Source organism: Flexivirga lutea (assembly GCF_054778955.1).
This window is the reverse complement of record NZ_BAAGZB010000004.1, coordinates 74,214-92,959: the sequence shown is the minus strand read 5'-3', so window position 1 is coordinate 92,959 and position 18,746 is coordinate 74,214. Positions and strand designations below refer to the sequence as shown.

Here is an 18,746-nt window from a genome sequence, read left to right as displayed (position 1 = left end):
GCGCCGTTGCGGCATACATGAAGGTTGACATCTGGTCCGACATCGCCTGCCCGTGGTGCTTCATCGGCAAGCGCCGCTTCGAAGCCGGGTTGCGCGACTTCGCGCACGCCGACGACGTCGAAATCGCTTGGCACAGCTACCAACTCGACCCCACCCTGCCCGAGCACTATGACGGCTCGGAGACCGACTACCTCGCCGAGCGCAAGGGCATGCCGCGTGAGCAGGTGCGGCAGATGTTCGCCCACGTCGCCGAGCAGGCCGCCGGCGAGGGCCTGCACTACGACTTCGACGGCCTGGTGGTCGCCAACAGCATGCGCGCACATCACCTGCTGCACCTCGCGGCGCGGCACGGCGTGGCCGACGCGGTGAAGGAGGCGCTGCTGTCCGCCCACTTCGAACACGGCGTCGACATCGGCGATCCTGCGCAGCTGGTCGACCTCGGCGTGCGTCACGGACTCGACGCCGCGGAGGTGCGTGCGGCCCTGGACGACCCGGAGGTCCGCAGCGAGGTCGAGCAGGACTTCGCGCAGGCGCGTTCCTACGGCATCCAGGGTGTGCCGTTCTTCGTCATCGACGAGAAGTTCGGTGTCTCCGGGGCCCAACCGGCCGCGACCTTCACCGCGGCGCTGGAGCAGGCGTGGCAGGACGCGCATCCGCTGGTGATGCAACAGGCGGGTCAGGGCTCGGCGGGCGCGGTCTGCGGACCCGACGGCTGCAGCACGCCCTGACCCGCGACTGGATCGCCTTCGCGCGGACCGTGCAGGGACCGGTCGACCTGCCGGGCACCGCGCCGTACGCCCGCACCAAGCGGGTGTTCGACACCCGGTTCGACGCCAACCGCCCGGCGGCGGTGATGGTCGTGCAGCGCAGCTCCGACATTGCCCGGGCGATGCGTTTCGCCCAGCGCTTCGGTCTGCAGGTCGCACCACGCGCCGGCGGGCATTCGTACGTCGGCGCCTCGGCGGCGAACGGCACGCTGGTCCTCGACCTGCGGCCGTTGCACTCGGTGTCCTACGACGCGCGCAGCCGCAGCGTGCTGGTCGCCTCCGGCGCCACCCTGTATGACGTCAAGAAGCACCTCGCTGCGGGCGGCCGCGGCATACCGACCGGGACCTGTCCCACGGTCGGGGCGGCCGGGCTGGCGCTGGGCGGGGGCCTCGGGGTGGAGTCACGGGCGCACGGCCTGACGGCGGACCGCCTCACCGGCTGTGCCCGGTGGATCCGGACGACCGCCCGTTCGCGGTGGGCGGGTGTGCACGTCGATGCCGCGGCCGCGGCCGCCGTCGTCCGTGCCGTGACCGCCCGGTCCCGTGCCGGGCTGCCCGGCAGTGCGCTGCTGGACCCGCTCACCGGCGCCGTCACCGACCTCGCACCCGGCGCCACGGCGTTCCCATGGCGTCGCCACACCGCGTCCGTGCAGTGGTACGTCGGCGACAGCTCCTACGCCTCGGCGCGCGATTGGCTGGCCGCGGCCCATCGGTCCGTCGGGCCGTACTCGGCGGGCGGCTACGTCAACTACCTGGAGACCGGACAGCCGGCCCGGCGTTACTACGACACCAACCTGGACCGTCTGGCCAGGGTGCGGCGCACGTACGACCCGCAGCGGCGGGTGCACAGCGGGCTGGCCGTCTGAGCCCAGCCGAGGTTCCCGGGTGCCACGCCGCGGTTCACCGCGCACCGACGCCGGCGATGTGCCACAGTGTCGCGCGTGACCCTGCTGCGGACGCCCATCGCGCACGTCTCCAGCCCGCAGCAGCAGCGCCTGCAACGCAGCTGGTACTGGTACGACTGGGCCGCCGCCCCCTACGTGGTGGTCACCGCGGCGGTGCTCTTCGCGCCCTACCTCACCTCGATCGCCAACAAGCAGGCGTGCCCGGGTCAGCCGACCGACCAGGCGTGCGACCACAACCTGGACGTGCTGGGCATCGGTGTCGCGCCCGGGTCGCTCGTGCCGTACGTGCTGACGGTCTCGACCGTCATCTCCGCCGTGGTGCTGGTCTTCATCGGCGCCGTCGTGGACAGGTCGCAGCATCCACTGCGCTACCTCGCCGGGTTCACGTATGCCGGTGCGGCCGCGGCCGCGGCGATGGTCGCCATCAGCGGCACCGACTGGCAGCTCGGCGTGATCCTGGCGATCGCGGCCAACCTGTGCCTCGGCGCGGCGCTGATCGTCTACTCCGCGATCATGGTGCGGATCACGCCCCCGGACGACCGCGACTACGTGTCGGCGCGCGGGTGGGCCTACGGCTACCTCGGCGGAGGCTCCCTGCTCGCCGCCACCCTGGTGCTGCTGGTCACGCACGACGTCGTCGGGCTCGACAAGGCCGGGGCGGTCCGGGTCGCCTTCCTCGTTGCCGGTGTCTGGTGGGCGTTGTTCGCGATCATCCCGTTGCGCGGCCTGCGCGCGCTGTCGCGTCTGGAGCGGCCCGCGCCGCGGGACCGGGTGGGCGGTTTCCGGCAACTGCGCACCACTTTCGCGTCGCTGCAGCACTATCCGCAGACCAAGCGCTTCCTGCTGGCCTACCTGTTCTACAACGACGGCATGCAGACCGTCATCGCCGCGGCGAGCCTCTACGGCAACAAGCAACTGGGGTTCAGCGAGAGCGAACTGGTCATCACCATCCTGCTCGTGCAGTTCGTCGCGTTCTTCGGTGCGGTGGCCTTCGGCCGGCTCGCGGGACGGCACGGTGCCCAGCGGATGATTTACTCCAGTCTGTTCATCTGGACGGCAGTGGTCTGTGCCGCCTGTGCCCTGCCGGAGAGGAACCTCGTCCTGTGGCTGCTGGTCGCGGCGGCCATCGGTGTCGTGCTCGGTGGCAGCCAGTCCTTGTCGCGGTCGCTGTACAGCGGACTGATCCCGGCCGGGCGTGAGTCGGAGTACTTCAGCCTCTACCAGGCGATGGAGCGCGGCACCAGCTGGCTGGGCACCCTGGTGTTCGGGCTGGTCTTCCAGTGGTTCCGCGACTATCGCTACTCGATCGTCGCGCTGGTCGTCTTCTTCGGCGTCGGCGCCATCCTGCTGCGCCGCGTGCGCGTCCGCAACGGGATCCTCGACGCCGGCAACACGCCGCCGCGAGTGGTGTGAACAGCTGGCGGCAGACGTGACCCGGCTCACGGTCGCCCGCCGCCCGATGGGACTTTTGCCGAGGCTTACGGCATACTGACGCGTTCGAAGACGTAGGATGCGCAACCTTTTGCGGCGCTGGCACGTCTTCAGTGACGTAGGTCCTGATCGTCCGGACGGTTCCGAGCACTGCCGCTCGGGAACACCGCGGCCCGATCGACCGTTGCACGACATAGATCGCCGAGACCGGTATGACCCATGGGGGGCAGGTTCTCGGACCGGTTCGATACGAGAGAGAAGTGAGTGGACATGGCAGAGCGTTCGTTGCGAGGGACCAACCTGAGCACGCTGTCCTTGGAGACCGAGGACAACATCGCGTTCAGTGAGCGCCAGATCGTGCGCTACGTGTGCGACCAGGGCCACGTCAGCGAGCTGCCGTTCTCCGTCGAGGCCGACGTCCCCAGCCTGTGGGAGTGCGGCACCTGCGGCGCCGAGGCCAAACTGCAGGACGGCCCGGAGCCGGAGCGCAAACCGGTCAAGCCGCAGCGCACTCACTGGGACATGCTGCTGGAGCGCCGCTCCATTCCGGAGCTGGAGGAGCTGCTGCAGGAGCGGCTGACGCTGCTGCGCGCCTCCCGGGGCGAAAAGCCGCGCCGCAAGCGCACCGCCTGAGACGTCACGCCGTCAGACACCAAGGAGCCGACCGGATCTTCCGGTCGGCTCCTTCGTGCCTGCACCAGGCGCGGGTATGACGCGCCGGTCAGCGCCTCATCTGTCGCGGCGCTCCTCGTCGATGACGTCGCCCTCGATGATCTCCGCCTCGATCACCTCGGGATCATCACGGCGCACATCGCTGCGGGTCGCGGTGTAGTCGACGACATGGATGCCACCGGCAGCCATCCGGCGCCCGACGACCAGGTGCATCAGGCGGCGCGACACCGACCGCATGCCGGGCAGGATCAGGATGATCCCGAGCAGGGAGGTGACGAATCCGGGGATGAGCAGCAGCACTCCCCCGACCAGTGCCTGTGGCGCATCGGCCACCTCCCGGGCCGGCGGCCGGCGTTCGGCCATCGCCGCGCGCATCTCCCGGGCGGCGCCGACCGAGGCGCGCTTGATGACCACCAGGCCCAGGCAGAAGCATGCCGCCAGCGCGAGCAGCGTCCACCACCCGATGACGTGCCAGACCAGCACGATGACGACCACTTCGATGATCGGCATGCACAGGGTCACGGCGAACAACAGGCGGGCCCAGAAGGGCGCCCGCCCCGGTGTGCCGGCGATGGGAGTGCTCAACTGTCGTCCTTCGATCGGTGCGCGAGACGTTCACCGATAGAACGAATCTGACCGCGCCGATACTCCCATCCCCACCGACTGATGTTCAGCAGCGATTCGCGCGCGATGTCCGGATTCATCTTCGACTGGCCGATCTCCCGCTCCACGAAGGTGATCGGCACCTCCACCACCCGCAGCCCGGCCCGGATCGCCCGCCAGGTCAGATCTGCCTGGAAGCAGTACCCGTAGGAGTCCACGTCGTGCAGCCCGATCGCGCGCAGCGCCTCGGTCCGGTAGACCCGGAACCCGGCGGTGGCGTCCTTGACCGGCATACCGAGCAGGGTCTTGACGTAGATGTTGCCGCCGACGCTGAGCGCCTTGCGGTGCACCGGCCAGTTGACGACCTTGCCGCCGCGCACCCAGCGCGACCCGATCACCACGTCCGCCTCCCGCGCCGCGGCGAGCATCGCCGGGAGTCTTTCCGGCGGGTGCGAACCGTCGGCGTCGATCTCGACGAGCGCGTCGTAGCCACGCTCCAGACCCCAGTCGAACCCGGCCAGGTAAGCCTTGCCGAGTCCTTCTTTCGCGGCGCGGTGCAGGACCCGGATGCGGTCGTCGCCGGCGGCCAGCCGGTCGGCGACTGCGCCGGTCCCGTCCGGCGAATTGTCGTCGAGCACCAGCACGTCCGCGTCGGGCACGCTCGTGCGGATCCGACGCAGGATCAGCGGGAGGTTATCCCGCTCGTTGTACGTCGGGACGAGCACCAGGATCGTGGACAGGACAGGACGGTGCGGGATGTCTTGCTCAGACAAGCTCGTGAACTTCCTTGACGCTCAGGGACCGACGGCGGGAGGCGCGGTTGCCGCCCAAGGCAACGCCGCAGAGTAGCAAGGCGGCGGCGCAACCGAGCCATTCCGGCACAGCACCGACCCGGACCGCCAGCGTCTCGCCCGTCCGCAGCGGCAGCGCACCCGAGACCGCTTGCGCCGTGAAGAGTCCGGTCTTGTCGTGCACCACGCCGTCGGGAGTGATCAGCCCGCTGACGCCGACGGTCGAGATGTGCACGATCGATCGACCCAGCTCGATCGCGCGCACCTGCGAGATGGCCAGTTGCTGTTCGGACTCGGCGGTGTAGCCGAAGGTGGCGTTGTTGGTCTGCACCGCCAGCAGCTGCGCGCCCTCGCGCACCGGCGTGCGGGTGAGCGAGTCGTAGGCGACCTCGAAGCAGATGACCGGAGCGACCTTCACCGTGCCGTGGTGCTTGGTCGGCACCCGGAAGAGCCCGGTCCGGTGACCGGCGGCGAAGTTGCCGGCCAGGTCGACGGCACTGCTGAAGTGCCGGAAGAACGACCGGTAGGGCATGTACTCGGCGAACGGCACCGGGTGCTGCTTCACATAGCGGTCCACGATGCCCTTGTCCGGCAGGTAGAGCAACGAGGTGTTGCTGGTCTGCGGCGCCGGCTCCTGGAGCACCGCGCCCACGATCAGCGGCACGCCGATGCGGTCGACCGTCTGCACGATCTCGGTGCCGGCGTCGGCGTTGCGGGTGGGGTCGATGTCGGAGGAGTTCTCCGGCCAGATCACCAGGGCCGGCTCGGGTAGCGTGCCGTCCTTGATCCGGGCGGCCGCCTTGTCGGTCTCCTTGACGTGGTTGTCCAGCACCGCGCGGCGCTGCGCGTTGAACTCCAGCCCGGCCGTCGGCACGTTGCCCTGTATGGCGAGGACCTGCATCTTCCGGCCGCCCGTCGGCGTCGGGTAGACAACCGCGACGCCGACCACGGCGGCCGCCGCGATCACCGGCCAGAGCCGCGGCAGCACGGCACGCGCCGGCGGCATACCCCGGCGGACGCGGTCGACGGTCAGCGCCAGCCACCCGCCGAGCAGGGCGACCACGAAGGTGAGGCCAGGGGCGCCGACGATCGAGGCGAGGTGCGCCAGCGGCGAGCCGGCGGTGGACCAGGCCAGGCGCGCCCACGGGAAGCCTCCGAACGGCATCGAGTCACGCACTGCCTCCTGCAGGACCCACAACAGCGCGATCGCCAGCGGCCGCACGTGCGGGCCGTCGGCCGGCGACAGCCATTGCGGAAGGCGCTCCCACCGGCGGGCCGACTGCACGAGCGAACAGGCGGCGCCCATCAAGGCCAGATAGACCGACTCGGTGATCGCCAGCGCCAGCCACGGCACCGCACCGACGTAGGTGCCGGCCCAGTGCAGCGTCGGGCCGAAGCAGGCGAATCCACCGACCAGACCGAGCAGGAACCCGGCACGGGCACGGGTGCCCTTGGTCGCCAGTGCCATCAGCGCGACACCGACGATGGCGGCCGGCCAGATCGCCGGGCCGGGGAAGGACAACCAGAGGCACAGACCGCCTGCGACAGCGAGAGCGAGGCGGACAATCACTCGGCAAGCCTAACCGGGCGGCGGCAACCGGCGACGAGGACTTGGCGACTCGCAAGGTGCGGTGGGTGATTCGGCCGCGGACGGGCCGCCTCGTCGTTGGGACCAATACACGCAGGTCTCCCCTGGCGTGCACGTTTTCTACTAGACCAGGGGCCCATCCACGCACCCTCAGCTCGCAATCTCGCCCGTGACGAGCTCCGAACGTTGGGCACGAATTTACCGGTGCGGCAGCCGCTGTCAACAGCGCTCTGACCTGCACAAACGCGCGTTTGTGCAGGTCAGAGCGATCGGCCCTCCCAGAACTTTTTCAGGCAGACCCGGCGTGTCGCGCGCAACACGCCGCGCGAGAAGATGTACCAGTGCCTGCGCGTCGTTCTTCTACCCCGTCCGGGACCCCGGCAACCGTCGCGCTGCGGCAGCTCGGGGTCGAGTTCCGGGTGCACGAGTTCGTTCATGATCGCAACGCCGACTCGTTCGGCCTGGAGGCCGCGGCGGCGCTGGGCGTCGCGGCCGATCGCGTGTTCAAGACCTTGGTCGTGCAGACCGACCGTCCCGAGGACAACGGGTTGGTGGTGGCTGTCGTCCCGGTCGATCGACAGCTGGACCTGAAGGCGCTCGCTCGTGAAACAGACTGCAAGAGAGCAGTATTGGCCGATCCGGCGCTTGCCCAGCGGACCACCGGATACGTGGTCGGCGGGATCAGCCCGATCGGGCAGAAGCGCTCGCTGCTGACCGTGGTCGACGCGTCGGCAGCTGGTCACGTCACGATCCTGGTCAGCGGCGGCCGTCGGGGTCTGGACGTCGACCTCGCGCCCGCGGACCTGGTCCGGGTGACCGGGGCGCGCGTGGCCGCCATCGCGCGTTGAGTTCAGTCGGTCAGCGGTGACCGGTCCTCCCACGGCGTGCTCAGCACCACCGTGGTGCGGGTGGTCGCGCTGGCTGCGGCGCGGATCTCGCCGAGCAACTCCTCCAGTTCGCCCGGGTTGGCCACCCGCACCTGCAACACGTAGTTCTCATCCCCCGCGACCGAGAAGCAGGACTCGATCGCGCTCAGATGCCGCAGCCGGTCCGGTATGTCGTCCGGCGCCGACGGGTCGAAGGGCGTCACCGAGATCAGTGCCGTCATCGGGATGCCGGCGGCCTCGAGGTCGACGACCGCCCGGTAGCCGCGGATGACCCCGCGCTCCTCCAGCCGGCGCACGCGTTGGTGCACCGCCGAGGTCGACAGACCCGTGGCCTTGCCCAGGTCGGTGTAGCTGAGCCGACCGTCCTGGGACAGCAACTGGGCGATCCGCCGGTCGAGTTCTTCCATGCCCGAACTGTAGGGCTCTGCGAGGATGTAGCCATGCAACCTCGCCTGATGCTGCTGGACTCCGCGAGTCTCTACTTCCGTGCCTTCTACGGCGTGCCGGATCGTCGTGCGACGCCGGACGCCATGCCCAACAACGCGATTCGCGGTTTCCTGGACATGATCGCGACGCTGGTGCACGATCACGCGCCGACCGAGCTGGTCGCATGCTGGGACAACGACTGGCGACCGGCGTTCCGGGTCGAGGCGATCCCGTCATACAAGACGCACCGGATGATGGAGGGCACCGACGGCGTCGAGGAGTCGCCGGAGGCGCTCACTCCGCAGGTGCCGGTCATCGTCGACGTGCTCGCGGCGATCGGGATCGCCCGTCTCGGGGTGGACGGTTACGAGGCCGACGACGTCATCGGCACCCTCGCAGTGGGTGCGCACGGCCGGGCACAGGTCGACGTCGTCACCGGTGACCGCGACCTGTTCCAGCTCGTCGACGACGCGCAGAGCGTGCGGGTCCTCTACACCGCCCGAGGCGGCGTCCGCGAGCCCGACATCATCGACGAGGCGTTCCTGGAGCGCAAGTACGCGGTGCCGTCCGGCGCGGCCTACGCGGACATGGCGGTGCTGCGCGGTGACACCAGCGACGGTCTGCCCGGAGTGACCGGCATCGGCGAGAAGACGGCAGCCACCTTGATCAACAGGTATGGCGATCTGGCCACTCTGCGGACCGCCATCGCCGACGGTGACCCGCTGCTCAAGGGTGCTCAGCGCACGCGGCTGGAGGCCGCCGAAGCCTACCTGGACGCCGCGCCCCGTGTGGTGGAGGTCGTCAAGGACATTGCGCTGCCCACGGGTTTCAGCGGCGCGCTGCCACAGCAGATCGCGGACCCGCGCCGGTTGAAGGAGCTGACCGAGCAGCACGACCTCACCTCGCCGGTCAGCCGCCTGCTGACGGCCTTGCAGCTGATCTGACCCGGCTCAGCCGCGCCGGGGCTCGTTCGGCGGGAAGGTGCCGTCGTCGTCGCCACCGTCGTCCAGGTGGTAGAGCAACTCGTTGAGCCGCACCTGCACGTCTTCCACGTGTGGCACGTCGTGCAGGGGCACACCGCGCTGTTCGCTGGCGTCGCTGATGATCAGCGTCCCGCAACCGAAAATGCGGTCGAGCAACGACTTCTCGTAGGACACGTCGTTGATCCGGTAGAGCGGGATGTCACGCCCCGACTTGCTGATGATGCCCCGTCGGGTGATCAGCCGGCGATTGGTGATCACGTAGAGCGTCGTCATCCAGCGCAACACCGGGGTCAGCACGACGATGCACAGGATGAGCAGCGCGACGATCCACACCGCGAGCGTCGCCCACCCCGACCAGCCCTTGTCGCTGATCCAGATCGAGGCGGCCAGCGCGACCACGATCGTGAGCACGCCGATCAGCAGAGGAAAGAAGATCTCCTTGATGTGCGTGCGCAGTTCGAGCACGATCTGCTCGCCGCGTGCCAGGTGCTTTGCCGAGAACGCCATGTCGGCATCCTGCCATGAATCGGGACGGATTCAGTCCAGCCTGTCGGCGGCCACCACGCCGCGCATCACCTTGTCGATCGCGGTGCGAGCGGTGCGTCGCACGCCCTCGTGTGGGGCTGCCTCGGCGATCTGATCGAGCAGGTCGACGACCTGCTTGCAGCGGCGGACGAAGTCACCGGCCGACATCTCACTGTCCCGCAGCACCGTCTCCAACCGGCCGCCACTGGCCCACCGGTGCATCACCCAGGTCATCCCCGGATCCAGATCGGCCATCGGCGTGAGTCCGAGACGACGCTGCGAGTCCTGCAGCCCGTGGGTGATGCGGGTCATCTCGGCCAGTGCGTCCCGGGTCTGGTCGCCGGGAATGCGTGGCTCCTCCCCCGACGACTCGCGACGGGATTCGTAGACCAGCGCGCACACCACCGCCGCCAGCGACGGTGCGTCGAGACGGCGCCATACGTCGTGCTGCAGGCACTCGGCGGCCAGCAGGTCCTTCTCGGTGTAGATCCGCTGCAGCACCCGGCCCTGTGCGGTGACCGCGGCGCCGTCCTGATCGAGGTAGCCCAGCTCTGCCAGCAGGTCGCAGATCCGGTCGAAGGTGCGCGCGACCGAGTGGGTGCGCCGGTCCACCTGCCGCTGCAGCCCGTCGGTCTCGCGCCGCAGCTTCCACCAGCGCTCGGCCCATCGGGCATGTTGCTCGCGGTAGGGACAGTCGTGGCACGGGTGCGCCTTGAGCCGGCGCCGCACCTGTTCGATGTCGCCGGCAGAGGATTCCTGGGCGGCTTCCTGGGCGGCGCGGCGTTCGGCCGGGCTCGGCGGCGGCTCGTCGCGCAGCTTGTTGCGCATGGAGGAGGCCAGGTCGCGCCGCGCGCGCGGCGACCGACTCTGGAAGGTGCGGGGGACCGGGATCCGGCCCACCGGCTCGACCTCGTCCGGCACGTCGGTCTCGCTCAACCGGCGCAGCTGGCCGTCGGCGTTGACGATCGTCGGGACCTCGCCGCCGGTGCGCCCACCGCGACCGGACGGTATGACGACGGCGTATCCGCTGCGACGGCCCTGCGGGACCCGGATGATGTCGCCGGGCTCGAGTTGCTCCAGCGACACCGCCGCCGCGGCCCGCCGGCTCGCCGACCGCTGCTTGGCGGCCGACTTCTCCAGATCGGTCAGTTCCCTTCGCAGCGCGGCGTATTCGGCGAAATCACCGAGGTGACAACGCATCGCCTCGGCATACCCCTCGAGCGCCTCCTCGTTGCGGTGTATGGCGCGGGCGGTGCCGACCACCGAGCGGTCGGCCTGGAACTGCGCGAACGACTGCTCGAGCACCTGCCCGGCGCGCCACCGGCCGAGCTTGTCGACCAGGTTGACCGCCATGTTGGACGTCGGCACGAAGGATGACCGCAACGGGTAGGTGCGCGTGGCCGCCAGTCCGGCGACCTCGTGCGGGTCGACTGTGGGCGCCCACAGCACCACCGCGTGTCCCTCGTAGTCGATGCCGCGCCGGCCGGCCCGGCCGGTGAGCTGGGTGTATTCGGCGGGCGTGATGTCGGCGTGCGTCTCGCCGTTGTACTTGACCAGGCGTTCGATGACGACCGTGCGCGCGGGCATGTTGATGCCCAGCGCGAGCGTCTCGGTGGCGAAGACCGCCTTGATGGTGCCGTCGGTGAACAACTCCTCGACGACCTCCCGGAAGGTCGGCAGCATCCCGGCGTGGTGGGCGGCGAACCCACGGGACAGCCCTTCGACGAAGTCGTAGTAGCCCAGGACGGCGAGGTCCTCCTCGGGGAGCCCGGAGACGCGCTCCTCGACCATGCGGCGCACCCGCGCCCCTTCCCGCTCCGGGATGAGCTTGGTCCCCCACGCCAGCAACTGCGACACCGCTCCCTCGCAGCCCGCGCGGCTGAAGATGAAGGTGATCGCCGGTAGCAGGCCGTCGTGGTCGAGCGCTTCGATGACCTGCGGCCTGCTCGGCCCGCGGCTGGGACGACCACTGCGCACCGGCCCCCGGTCGTGGCCGACGCGAATGCGACCCCGGCGGCCGCGAGGCGCCCCGGCGTCCTCCCGATGACCGTGCCGCTGACCGCGTCGGTCACGGTCGACCTGCTCGATGCGTTGCAGCAGGTGCGGATTGACCCGCAACTGCTCTTTGCCGTCGTCGACGAAGAGGTCCAGCAACGACGGTCCGACCATCATCTGCTGCCACAGCGGGACCGGCCGGTGCTCCTCGACGATCACCTCGGTGTCGCCGCGGACCTCGCGCAGCCAGTCGCCGAATTCCTCGGCGTTGCTGACCGTGGCGGACAGCGAGATCAGCTGCACCGAGGGCGCGAGCATCACGATGATCTCCTCCCAGACCGCGCCCCGGAAGCGGTCTGCGAGGTAGTGGACCTCGTCCATCACCACGAAACCCAGCCGCTGCAAGGTGGCGGAGCCGGCGTAGATCATGTTGCGCAGCACCTCGGTGGTCATCACCACGATCGGTGCCTCGCCGTTGATCGACGAATCGCCGGTCAGTAGGCCGACGTTGGCCGCGCCGTGCCGCGCGACGAGGTCGGCGTACTTCTGGTTGGACAGTGCCTTGATCGGCGTCGTGTAGAAGGTCTTGCGGTGCGTGTGCAGAGCCAGGTATGCCGCGAACTCACCGACGATCGTCTTGCCGGAGCCGGTGGGTGCGGCGACCAGCACACTGCGGCCGGACTGAACCGCGACGATCCCCTGCCGCTGGAAGTCGTCGAACGGGAAGTCGTAGCCGGCCGCGAAGCGGTCGACGTGGGTGGAGTCGAAGCCCCGCTTCGGGGTGGGATCGTCCTGGCGTGCCACGGAATCAGAGCTGCGACTTCTCGTCATCGGCCACGTCCAGCCATTCCGAGCGCGCCTTCTGCTCACGTTTGGCCCGACGGCCGTCGAGGAAGAAGCCGATCCCCACGGCCGCGAAGTAGAGCAGGATCATCGGCACCATCAGGGCGAGCATCGACCAGGCGTCGGGTGACGGGCTCATCATCGCCGAGAACACCGCCATCGCCATGACGGCGACGCGCCAGCCCTTGAGCATGATGCGCCCGGGCAGGATCCGGATCATGTTCAACCCGGTCAGGAAGACCGGCAGCAGGAAGGCCAGCCCGAAGACCAGGATGAACTTGATGATGAACGTGTAGTACTTCTGCGCATCGGTGAAGTTGGCACTGCGATCGGTCTCCGGTGTGGTGCCCAGCAGGAACTCGATGGCGTTGGGCAGCGCAAACGTGGAGACCCAGCAACCGAGCAGGAAGAGCGGCACCGAGACCGCAAGGAAGCCGCGCGCGACCCGCTTCTCCTTCGTGGTGAGCCCGGGCGCCAGGAACGCCCACAGTTCCCACAACCAGATCGGGCTGCTGATGATCACGCCGAACCAGAGCGACACCTTCAACTTGAGGCTGAAGGCCTCTGAGACGCCGTTGGCGCTGTAGTTGAGGTCGCCGGCGTTCGGATGACGTTTGTGCACTTCGGCCAGCGGTTGCTGGATGAAGTTGACCAGCGTCTCGAAGCGATGCCCGAACAGCGTCAGATGCGTGTCGTAGACGATCCAACCGAGGATCGCTCCGACGACGATCGCCACGGCCGCGATCAGGGCACGCCGACGGAACTCGCGAAAGTGTTCGCCCAGGGACATCCGGCCTTCCGGATTGTCCTTACGCCGCAATAGGGCCATGTTTGGTATGTCGTCCTGCGCCGAAGGTCCCCTGCGGGACGATGATCAGATCAGTTGCCGTTGCCCGCGCTGTTGCCCTGGTGCGGGTAACCCGCGGGGGCCTGCTGTTGCGGCTGTGCCTGCGGCTGGTAGCCGGGCTGACCGGGCTGCGGCTGCTGGTAGCCACCTTGCTGATAACCGTTCGGCTGCTGCGGGGCGGACTGCTGCTGGCCCTGCTGCGGGTAGCCGGCTGCACCGGGCACCGGGGCCTCGCCGGGTGCACCACCCGAACGCGGCTGGGTCTGACCGGGGACGGTCTGGCCGGAGGCGGAACTCTTGTGGTCGTCGTCGCCGAGCTCGCTCTTGAGGATGCGCGCCGAACGACCGAGGCTGCGCGCTGCGTCCGGCAGCTTCTTCCAGCCGAAGAGGATGACCACGATGAGCACGAGGATGAGCAGGTGCCACGGCTCTAGGGCTCCACGAAACATAACTAGCTCCTGAGAATTTTGTGCGTGAACTGACCGGCGTTCCGCACCGTCGTCACCACTCTACGTGATGCGCCCAGTCCGGGCGGTGCGACTTGCGGCGAGCCGCGCGGTCGGCGCGGTGCCGCGCCTTGAGATCGGCGCGCCGTCGTCGCAATTCTGCCGGATCCTGCAGCACCGCGAGGTCATCGACGCAGTGCAATTGCTGATCCAGCTCGACGATCCTGGCTTCGACCTGCGACAGCCGGTCCTGGGCGACCACCACCTCCTGGCCCAGTTGCTTCAGCGGCGCCCACAGGCGCCATACCCGCCAGCCGAGGTAGGCGGCGGCCGACACCGCGAGCGCGAGCCACATCAGGACCCACTGCCACCAGGTCACGTCTCGTATGCCGCGGAAGGGTATGCCGCCAGAGCCGCACGGGCGCCGTCGGCGACCTCGGCACGCAGCGTCGCGGGTTTGAGCACCCGCGCCGACTCCCCGAGCCGCCACATCAGCTGTCGCAGCCACCGCAGGTCCGCGGTGCGGAAAGTAGCAGTGAGCAGACCGTCGTCGCCGCGCTCGACCGTGTCGACCGGGTAGTAGTCGACCACCCAGGCTGCGTCGGGCGACAACTCGACGACCGCCGTCAGGTCGTCCGGACCCGGCGTGAAGAGGCCGGAGCCGAGGTCGCGCGGCCGCGCGTCGGTCGGTGGGGTCCCGTCGACGTCGAGAATCTCGACGGAGGCGACCCGGTCGAGCCGGAAGAGCCGCACATCGGTCGCCCGGTGGCACCAGCCCTCGAGGTACCAGTTGCCATCCAGTGACACCACCCGCATCGGGTCGACATCACGCTCGGTCGTCTCGTCGCGGGACGGCACGACATAACGCAGGTGCAGCCTCTTGTGCCCCGCGACCGCGGCGCGCATGGTGGTCAGCGTGTCCGAGGGCACCTCGGACTCCAGGGCGATCCGCACCCGGTCGCTCGCCGCGCCGGAGTCGCCGGCCGCCTCGACCAGCTTCGCCAGCGCCCGGTCGACGGCGTCGCGCTCGTCCAGGCCCGGCACGGCGGCCAGCGCGCGCAGCCCCACGATGAGCGCGGTGGCCTCGTCAAGACCCAGGCGCAGCGGCCGGGCGATCGTGTCCGCATTGCGCAGGAAGACCCGGCCCTGCTCCCACTCCGCCTCGATCAGGTCGTCGGGCAGGTGCCCTGGGGTGCCGCAGACGAACAGCAGAGCCAGGTCCGCCTCCACCTGCTCGGTGCTCACGCCGAGCTCCTGGGCGGCCTCCGCGATGTCGATGCCCTGCCGGTTGACCAGCCACGGCACCATCGTCAGCAGCCGGCCGAGCCGGGCGGTGGCACTCTCCTGCGTCGCCATCACGCACCTTCGTTCTGGGTGGAGTTGCGGGCCAGCGCGCCGCGCAGCCGGCACACGACCTGGTCCACCAGCTCCGGCGGCGACACCACCCGCACCGCGGGACCGAACCCGGCGATCTCGTCGGCGAACGCGCCGGTGTCGGTGAAGTCGAGCACCAGCCGGGTGTGGGCGTCCTGCTGCTCGGCCTGTTTGGCGCGGCGCCGCAGAGTGTTGCCCGCGCCCTGCTGCACGAGGACGACGGCCTCGGCGGGTGGTGTGCTCTCCGTGCCGTCGATCATCGCGACCGGGTCATGGTCGGCCGGGACATCGTAGGCGCCCGGCTTGCCGACCCGCTTGACCGCGCCGTCGATGCGGCCGAGCCGGAAGACGCGCGAGGCCTCCCGGTCCAGATCGAAGCCGGTGACGTACCACCGGCCGTGCCAGTTGGCGACGCCCCACGGTTGCAGCCGCCGGGGCGAGGAGTCGCCGCCGGACTTGCGGTAGGCGAAGCCGATCGCCTGGCGCCGCAGCACGGCATCCTTCACGGTGTTGAACGAGGGCTCGGTGGTGTTGACGCGCGGCTCCAGCCCGACCAGCGAGTTGGCGTCGCGCTCCACCTCGGCAGCCTCCAGCTTGCGCAGGGCGGTCGCCGCCGCACCGGCCAGGCTGGCCTGCTGCCAGGTGCGGCTGGCCAGGCCCAGCACGGCGAACTCGTCGGGTTCGAAACGCAACTCGGGCAGCGCGTATTCGCGGCGGTCGATGCGATAGCCGGTCTCGTCGTCGAAGAACGCGTCCAGCGGCTCCATCCGCAGCGGTATGCCGAGCTCACGCAGCTCGTCCTTGTCGCGCTCGAACATGCGGTCGAAGGCTTCGTCGGAGGCCGCTTCGCCATACTGCGGCACCGCGTCGCGGATGCGCGACTTGGCCAACGGCTGACGGGTGTAGAGCAGGCAAATCACCAGGTTGAGCAACCGCTCGGTCTTGGCGGCGGGTGACGGAGGAGCCATGGACGAAACGCTATCTCATCTCCGGACGAATGTACGACGCGGATTTCGGCGCGCTCACTCGCGTGGTTCGGGCGTGGGGTCGTCCACCGTCAGGGACTGCTCGTCCTGTGCGGACAGGCTCAGCACCGCTCCGGCGACGGCCGGACTCGCGGTGATCTTGGCCTCGAGTGCGTGCAGCCGGCCGGCGACCTCGTGCTCGGCGCGGTCCCCGGCCAGGTCGACGTCGCCGACCAGGTAGACACGGCGTGGTCCGACGAACTCCAGGCGTAGGTAGGTGACCCTGTCCACCTCCGGAAGGGCGAGCAGCGCACGCAGCGCGGCCCTGCGGACCGCCGGCGACACCTCCTCCCCGACCAGGAAGCCGACGTTGCGGCGGATCAGCACCACGGCCACCACAGCCAGCACGCAGCCGACCAGGATCGAACCGATCGAGTCGGGCGTCGGGGATCCGGTGATCTGGTGCAGCCCCAGCCCGGCGCCGGCGAGCACCAGGCCGATGAGGGCCGCCGCGTCCTCGGCGAACACCGCCCGCAGTGTCGGATCGGAGGTGGCGAGAACGTGTTCGAGCAGTTCGCGGTCGTAGTGCGTGGCCTCGCTGCGCGCCTGCCGCACCGACTGCATGAAGGAGATGCCCTCGAGCACGAAGGCGACCGCCAGCACGATGTAGCCGATGAGGAAGTCGCTCGCGGGCTCCGGCGAGAGCAGCTCCTGCACGCCGTGCCAGATCGACACCGCCGCGCCGGCGACGAACAGGCCGAGTGCCGCGAAGAGCGACCAGACGTAGGCTTCCCGGCCGTAGCCGACCGGATGCTGCGCGTCGGCGGGCTTCCGCGACCGTTTGTCGGCCAGCAGCAGGAAGATCTCGTTGCCGGCGTCGGCCCACGAGTGTGCCGCCTCCGCCACCAACGAGGCCGATGCGGTCAGGATCGCCGCGCCGGTCTTGGCGATCGCGACCAGGGTGTTGGCCACCAGCGCGATGACGACGGTGAGAGTGCTCTCTCCCCCGCCCTCGCCGGACCTGATGCCGACGTCGAACTCGGCCTTGACCTGGTCGTGTCGCTCCGTCATACCCGCCACGCTATCGACTCCGGGGATCAGCCCAATCCGAAGGCGCGTCCGGCGCCGGGCTTGTTGGTCGACACCAGGTCGACCACGAAGATCAGCGTCTCGTGCGGGCCGATGGCGCCGCCGGCGCCCTGCTCGCCATACGCGAGGTGCGGCGGGATGGTCAGCTTGCGGCGGCCACCGACCTTCATGCCGAGGATGCCTTGGTCCCAGCCGGGAATGACCTGGCCGATCCCGACCCGAAAGTCCAGCGGAGCACCGCGGTTCCAGGATGCGTCGAACTCCTCGCCGGTGGACCAGGCGACGCCGACGTAGTGGGCCTTGATCTGGTCGCCGGCCTCGGCCTCGGCACCGTCACCGACGGTGAGGTCCTCGATGACCAGCTCGGTGGGTGGCTCGGCGCCGGGGAAGTCGATCTCGGGCTTGGTGGTGTCGGGGTCGAACGGCATGATTCCTCGCTTCGCGGATGTGGTGGTGACGGGGGCTAGTTGGCGCCGACGATGTCGACGACGAAGACCAGGGTGTCGGTGCCCTTGATGCCGCCCTGCGGGTTGCCCGCCTTGCCGTAGCCGTCGGCCGGCGGGATCACCATCAGCACGCGATCGCCGACCTTCTTGCCGACCAGCACCTTGTCCCAGCCGGGGATGACCTTGCCCTCGCCGATCGGGAAGCTGGCCGGGACGCCGTAGCGGCCCGGGTTGCCCGTGGAGTCGAAGACCTTGCCGGCCTTGCCCTTGGTCCAGATCACGCCCGTGTAGAGGGCGGAGATCGTCTGGCCCTTCTTGACCGTGGGACCGGTGCCGTTGATCAGGTTGGCCGACTCCAGCTTCTTCGGCGCCGCAGTGTCGGGCATCGTGATGGTCGCCGGTTTGTCGACGCCGTTCCAGGTGACCTTCGGCATGCCCGACTTGGGCGGCACCGGGGTGCCGGTGGCCATGTTCGGGCGTGCGCCGTTGATCTTCAGATAGAAGACGATCGAGTCCTTGCGGGTGACGCCGAGCTGGGAGTTTCCCTCGGAGCCGAAGGCTTCCTTGGGTGGCACGGCGATGGTCTCGACGGTGCCGACCTTCTTGCCCTTGATCGCGGTGACCAGGCCGGGGAACTGGGTCGGGTCCTGCAGATACATCGGCCCGGCCGCATTGGCGAAGGTGTCAGCCAGCGTCTTGCCGGTCCGCCCGTCCACCGCGACGTAGCTCACGTCGGCCAGGTCGGTGCCCTTCACGGCGGCGCCGGTGCCCTCGGACTTCACGTCCACCGTCGTCTTGTTGACCTGGAACGGCTTCGTGCCGAGCGTGATCGCCGGGCTCTTGCCCTTGGCCGTGGTCACCTTCACCGCGCTCATCGGCGAGACGTCCTTGGCGGCCACCGTGTATGGCGGCAACGACGTGGACGCAGATGAGGTCGCGGCCTGGGACGACGACGTGCCGGCCTTCGAGGAGGAGCCGCTGCCGTTGGAGCTGCTGCTGCCGCAACCCGCGAGCAGCAGGGCGGGCAGGGTGCCGGCGGCGAGCAGGCGGAGTGGGATTCGGCGCACGTCGAAGAACCTCTTAGCAAAACGTCGGGGATGGAGAACTGGACCGGGCGACACCCTAACCAAGCCCGCTGTGGTGCAGCCGTCAGCAGGGTGTCG

The 18,746-nt window shown here is 69.3% G+C and carries 20 protein-coding genes; 6 read left to right on the top strand and 14 right to left on the bottom strand.

Annotated elements, in window-relative coordinates:
* Nucleotides 1-17 precede the first annotated feature (17 nt).
* The 4 genes from ACYVBN_RS15175 (at nt 18) to ACYVBN_RS15160 (ending at nt 3,736) form a co-directional block, all read left to right on the top strand.
* Nucleotides 18-728 (top strand): DsbA family oxidoreductase, encoded by a 711-nt coding sequence (locus tag ACYVBN_RS15175; RefSeq protein ID WP_460601251.1) that lies wholly within the window; start codon nt 18-20, stop codon nt 726-728.
* Nucleotides 638-1,633: an FAD-dependent oxidoreductase gene (locus ACYVBN_RS15170; RefSeq protein WP_460601250.1), complete on the top strand. Its 996-nt coding sequence runs from the start codon at nt 638-640 to the stop codon at nt 1,631-1,633. Before ACYVBN_RS15175 ends, ACYVBN_RS15170 begins: the two co-directional genes overlap by 91 nt.
* A gap of 75 nt (nt 1,634-1,708) precedes the next feature.
* Nucleotides 1,709-3,085: an MFS transporter gene (locus tag ACYVBN_RS15165; protein ID WP_460601249.1), complete on the top strand. Its 1,377-nt coding sequence runs from the start codon at nt 1,709-1,711 to the stop codon at nt 3,083-3,085.
* 288 nt (nt 3,086-3,373) lie between these two features.
* Entirely contained in the window at nt 3,374-3,736 is a 363-nt protein-coding gene (locus ACYVBN_RS15160; RefSeq protein ID WP_440283615.1) for an RNA polymerase-binding protein RbpA, read from the top strand.
* Between the two features lie 96 nt (nt 3,737-3,832).
* Here the strand turns inward: ACYVBN_RS15160 and ACYVBN_RS15155 are convergent, their stop codons facing one another.
* The 3 genes from ACYVBN_RS15155 to lnt are packed head-to-tail and all read right to left on the bottom strand — an operon-like array spanning nt 3,833 to nt 6,739.
* On the bottom strand, nt 3,833-4,360 hold the full coding sequence (locus ACYVBN_RS15155) for an FxsA family protein (protein ID WP_460601248.1): 528 nt from the start codon (nt 4,358-4,360) through the stop codon (nt 3,833-3,835).
* The gene (locus ACYVBN_RS15150) at nt 4,357-5,151 is read right to left on the bottom strand and encodes a polyprenol monophosphomannose synthase (RefSeq protein WP_440283617.1); all 795 of its coding nucleotides are present in this window, start codon (nt 5,149-5,151) and stop codon (nt 4,357-4,359) included. The genes ACYVBN_RS15155 and ACYVBN_RS15150 overlap by 4 nt, the downstream gene beginning before the upstream one ends.
* Nucleotides 5,144-6,739 carry an apolipoprotein N-acyltransferase gene (lnt, locus tag ACYVBN_RS15145; RefSeq protein ID WP_460601247.1) on the bottom strand — a complete coding sequence of 532 codons (1,596 nt, stop codon included), beginning with the start codon at nt 6,737-6,739 and terminating at the stop codon, nt 5,144-5,146. The genes ACYVBN_RS15150 and lnt overlap by 8 nt, the downstream gene beginning before the upstream one ends.
* A gap of 359 nt (nt 6,740-7,098) precedes the next feature.
* On the opposite strand from lnt, the gene ybaK reads away from it, so the two are divergent.
* Nucleotides 7,099-7,605 (top strand): aminoacyl-tRNA deacylase, encoded by a 507-nt coding sequence (gene ybaK, locus ACYVBN_RS15140; RefSeq protein ID WP_460601246.1) that lies wholly within the window; start codon nt 7,099-7,101, stop codon nt 7,603-7,605.
* A 2-nt stretch (nt 7,606-7,607) separates the two neighbouring features.
* On the opposite strand, the gene ACYVBN_RS15135 is transcribed toward ybaK, so the two are convergent.
* Entirely contained in the window at nt 7,608-8,051 is a 444-nt protein-coding gene (locus ACYVBN_RS15135) for an Lrp/AsnC family transcriptional regulator (protein WP_440283620.1), read from the bottom strand.
* A gap of 33 nt (nt 8,052-8,084) precedes the next feature.
* On the opposite strand from ACYVBN_RS15135, the gene ACYVBN_RS15130 reads away from it, so the two are divergent.
* The gene (locus ACYVBN_RS15130) at nt 8,085-9,014 is read left to right on the top strand and encodes a 5'-3' exonuclease (protein ID WP_460601245.1); all 930 of its coding nucleotides are present in this window, start codon (nt 8,085-8,087) and stop codon (nt 9,012-9,014) included.
* Between the two features lie 6 nt (nt 9,015-9,020).
* Here the strand turns inward: ACYVBN_RS15130 and ACYVBN_RS15125 are convergent, their stop codons facing one another.
* The 10 genes from ACYVBN_RS15125 to ACYVBN_RS15080 are packed head-to-tail and all read right to left on the bottom strand — an operon-like array spanning nt 9,021 to nt 18,650.
* Nucleotides 9,021-9,560: a YdbT family protein gene (locus ACYVBN_RS15125; protein ID WP_460601244.1), complete on the bottom strand. Its 540-nt coding sequence runs from the start codon at nt 9,558-9,560 to the stop codon at nt 9,021-9,023.
* A gap of 30 nt (nt 9,561-9,590) precedes the next feature.
* A complete protein-coding gene (locus ACYVBN_RS15120; RefSeq protein ID WP_460601243.1) occupies nt 9,591-12,404 on the bottom strand; it encodes a DEAD/DEAH box helicase in 2,814 nt (937 codons plus the stop codon).
* A complete protein-coding gene (gene tatC, locus ACYVBN_RS15115; RefSeq protein ID WP_440281536.1) occupies nt 12,382-13,245 on the bottom strand; it encodes a twin-arginine translocase subunit TatC in 864 nt (287 codons plus the stop codon). Before tatC ends, ACYVBN_RS15120 begins: the two co-directional genes overlap by 23 nt.
* 50 nt (nt 13,246-13,295) lie before the next feature.
* On the bottom strand, nt 13,296-13,712 hold the full coding sequence (gene tatA, locus ACYVBN_RS15110; protein WP_440281537.1) for a Sec-independent protein translocase subunit TatA: 417 nt from the start codon (nt 13,710-13,712) through the stop codon (nt 13,296-13,298).
* 52 nt (nt 13,713-13,764) lie between these two features.
* Entirely contained in the window at nt 13,765-14,088 is a 324-nt protein-coding gene (locus ACYVBN_RS15105) for a hypothetical protein (RefSeq protein WP_460601242.1), read from the bottom strand.
* Nucleotides 14,085-15,065 carry a helix-turn-helix transcriptional regulator gene (locus ACYVBN_RS15100; protein ID WP_460601241.1) on the bottom strand — a complete coding sequence of 327 codons (981 nt, stop codon included), beginning with the start codon at nt 15,063-15,065 and terminating at the stop codon, nt 14,085-14,087. Before ACYVBN_RS15100 ends, ACYVBN_RS15105 begins: the two co-directional genes overlap by 4 nt.
* Nucleotides 15,065-16,051, bottom strand: a complete 987-nt coding sequence (locus ACYVBN_RS15095) for a helix-turn-helix transcriptional regulator (protein WP_460601240.1) — start codon at nt 16,049-16,051, stop codon at nt 15,065-15,067. Before ACYVBN_RS15095 ends, ACYVBN_RS15100 begins: the two co-directional genes overlap by 1 nt.
* Nucleotides 16,052-16,105: 54 nt before the next feature.
* A complete protein-coding gene (locus ACYVBN_RS15090; protein ID WP_460601239.1) occupies nt 16,106-17,119 on the bottom strand; it encodes a cation diffusion facilitator family transporter in 1,014 nt (337 codons plus the stop codon).
* A gap of 26 nt (nt 17,120-17,145) precedes the next feature.
* On the bottom strand, nt 17,146-17,565 hold the full coding sequence (locus ACYVBN_RS15085) for an FKBP-type peptidyl-prolyl cis-trans isomerase (protein WP_440281542.1): 420 nt from the start codon (nt 17,563-17,565) through the stop codon (nt 17,146-17,148).
* A 35-nt stretch (nt 17,566-17,600) separates the two neighbouring features.
* On the bottom strand, nt 17,601-18,650 hold the full coding sequence (locus ACYVBN_RS15080; protein ID WP_460601238.1) for an FKBP-type peptidyl-prolyl cis-trans isomerase: 1,050 nt from the start codon (nt 18,648-18,650) through the stop codon (nt 17,601-17,603).
* Nucleotides 18,651-18,746: the final 96 nt, after the last annotated feature.

Bases quoted from the DNA above. Each gene is read 5' to 3' on its own strand.
- ACYVBN_RS15160 (WP_440283615.1), top strand. From the start codon at position 3,374: ATGGCAGAGCGTTCGTTGCGAGGGACCAACCTGAGCACGCTGTCCTTG.
- ACYVBN_RS15135 (WP_440283620.1), bottom strand. From the start codon at position 8,051: ATGGAAGAACTCGACCGGCGGATCGCCCAGTTGCTGTCCCAGGACGGT.
- tatA (WP_440281537.1), bottom strand. From the start codon at position 13,712: ATGTTTCGTGGAGCCCTAGAGCCGTGGCACCTGCTCATCCTCGTGCTC.
- tatC (WP_440281536.1), bottom strand. From the start codon at position 13,245: ATGGCCCTATTGCGGCGTAAGGACAATCCGGAAGGCCGGATGTCCCTG.
- ACYVBN_RS15130 (WP_460601245.1), top strand. From the start codon at position 8,085: ATGCAACCTCGCCTGATGCTGCTGGACTCCGCGAGTCTCTACTTCCGT.
- ACYVBN_RS15090 (WP_460601239.1), bottom strand. From the start codon at position 17,119: ATGACGGAGCGACACGACCAGGTCAAGGCCGAGTTCGACGTCGGCATC.
- ACYVBN_RS15100 (WP_460601241.1), bottom strand. From the start codon at position 15,065: ATGGCGACGCAGGAGAGTGCCACCGCCCGGCTCGGCCGGCTGCTGACG.
- ACYVBN_RS15095 (WP_460601240.1), bottom strand. From the start codon at position 16,051: ATGGCTCCTCCGTCACCCGCCGCCAAGACCGAGCGGTTGCTCAACCTG.
- ACYVBN_RS15120 (WP_460601243.1), bottom strand. From the start codon at position 12,404: ATGACGAGAAGTCGCAGCTCTGATTCCGTGGCACGCCAGGACGATCCC.
- ACYVBN_RS15085 (WP_440281542.1), bottom strand. From the start codon at position 17,565: ATGCCGTTCGACCCCGACACCACCAAGCCCGAGATCGACTTCCCCGGC.
- ACYVBN_RS15175 (WP_460601251.1), top strand. From the start codon at position 18: ATGAAGGTTGACATCTGGTCCGACATCGCCTGCCCGTGGTGCTTCATC.
- ACYVBN_RS15125 (WP_460601244.1), bottom strand. From the start codon at position 9,560: ATGGCGTTCTCGGCAAAGCACCTGGCACGCGGCGAGCAGATCGTGCTC.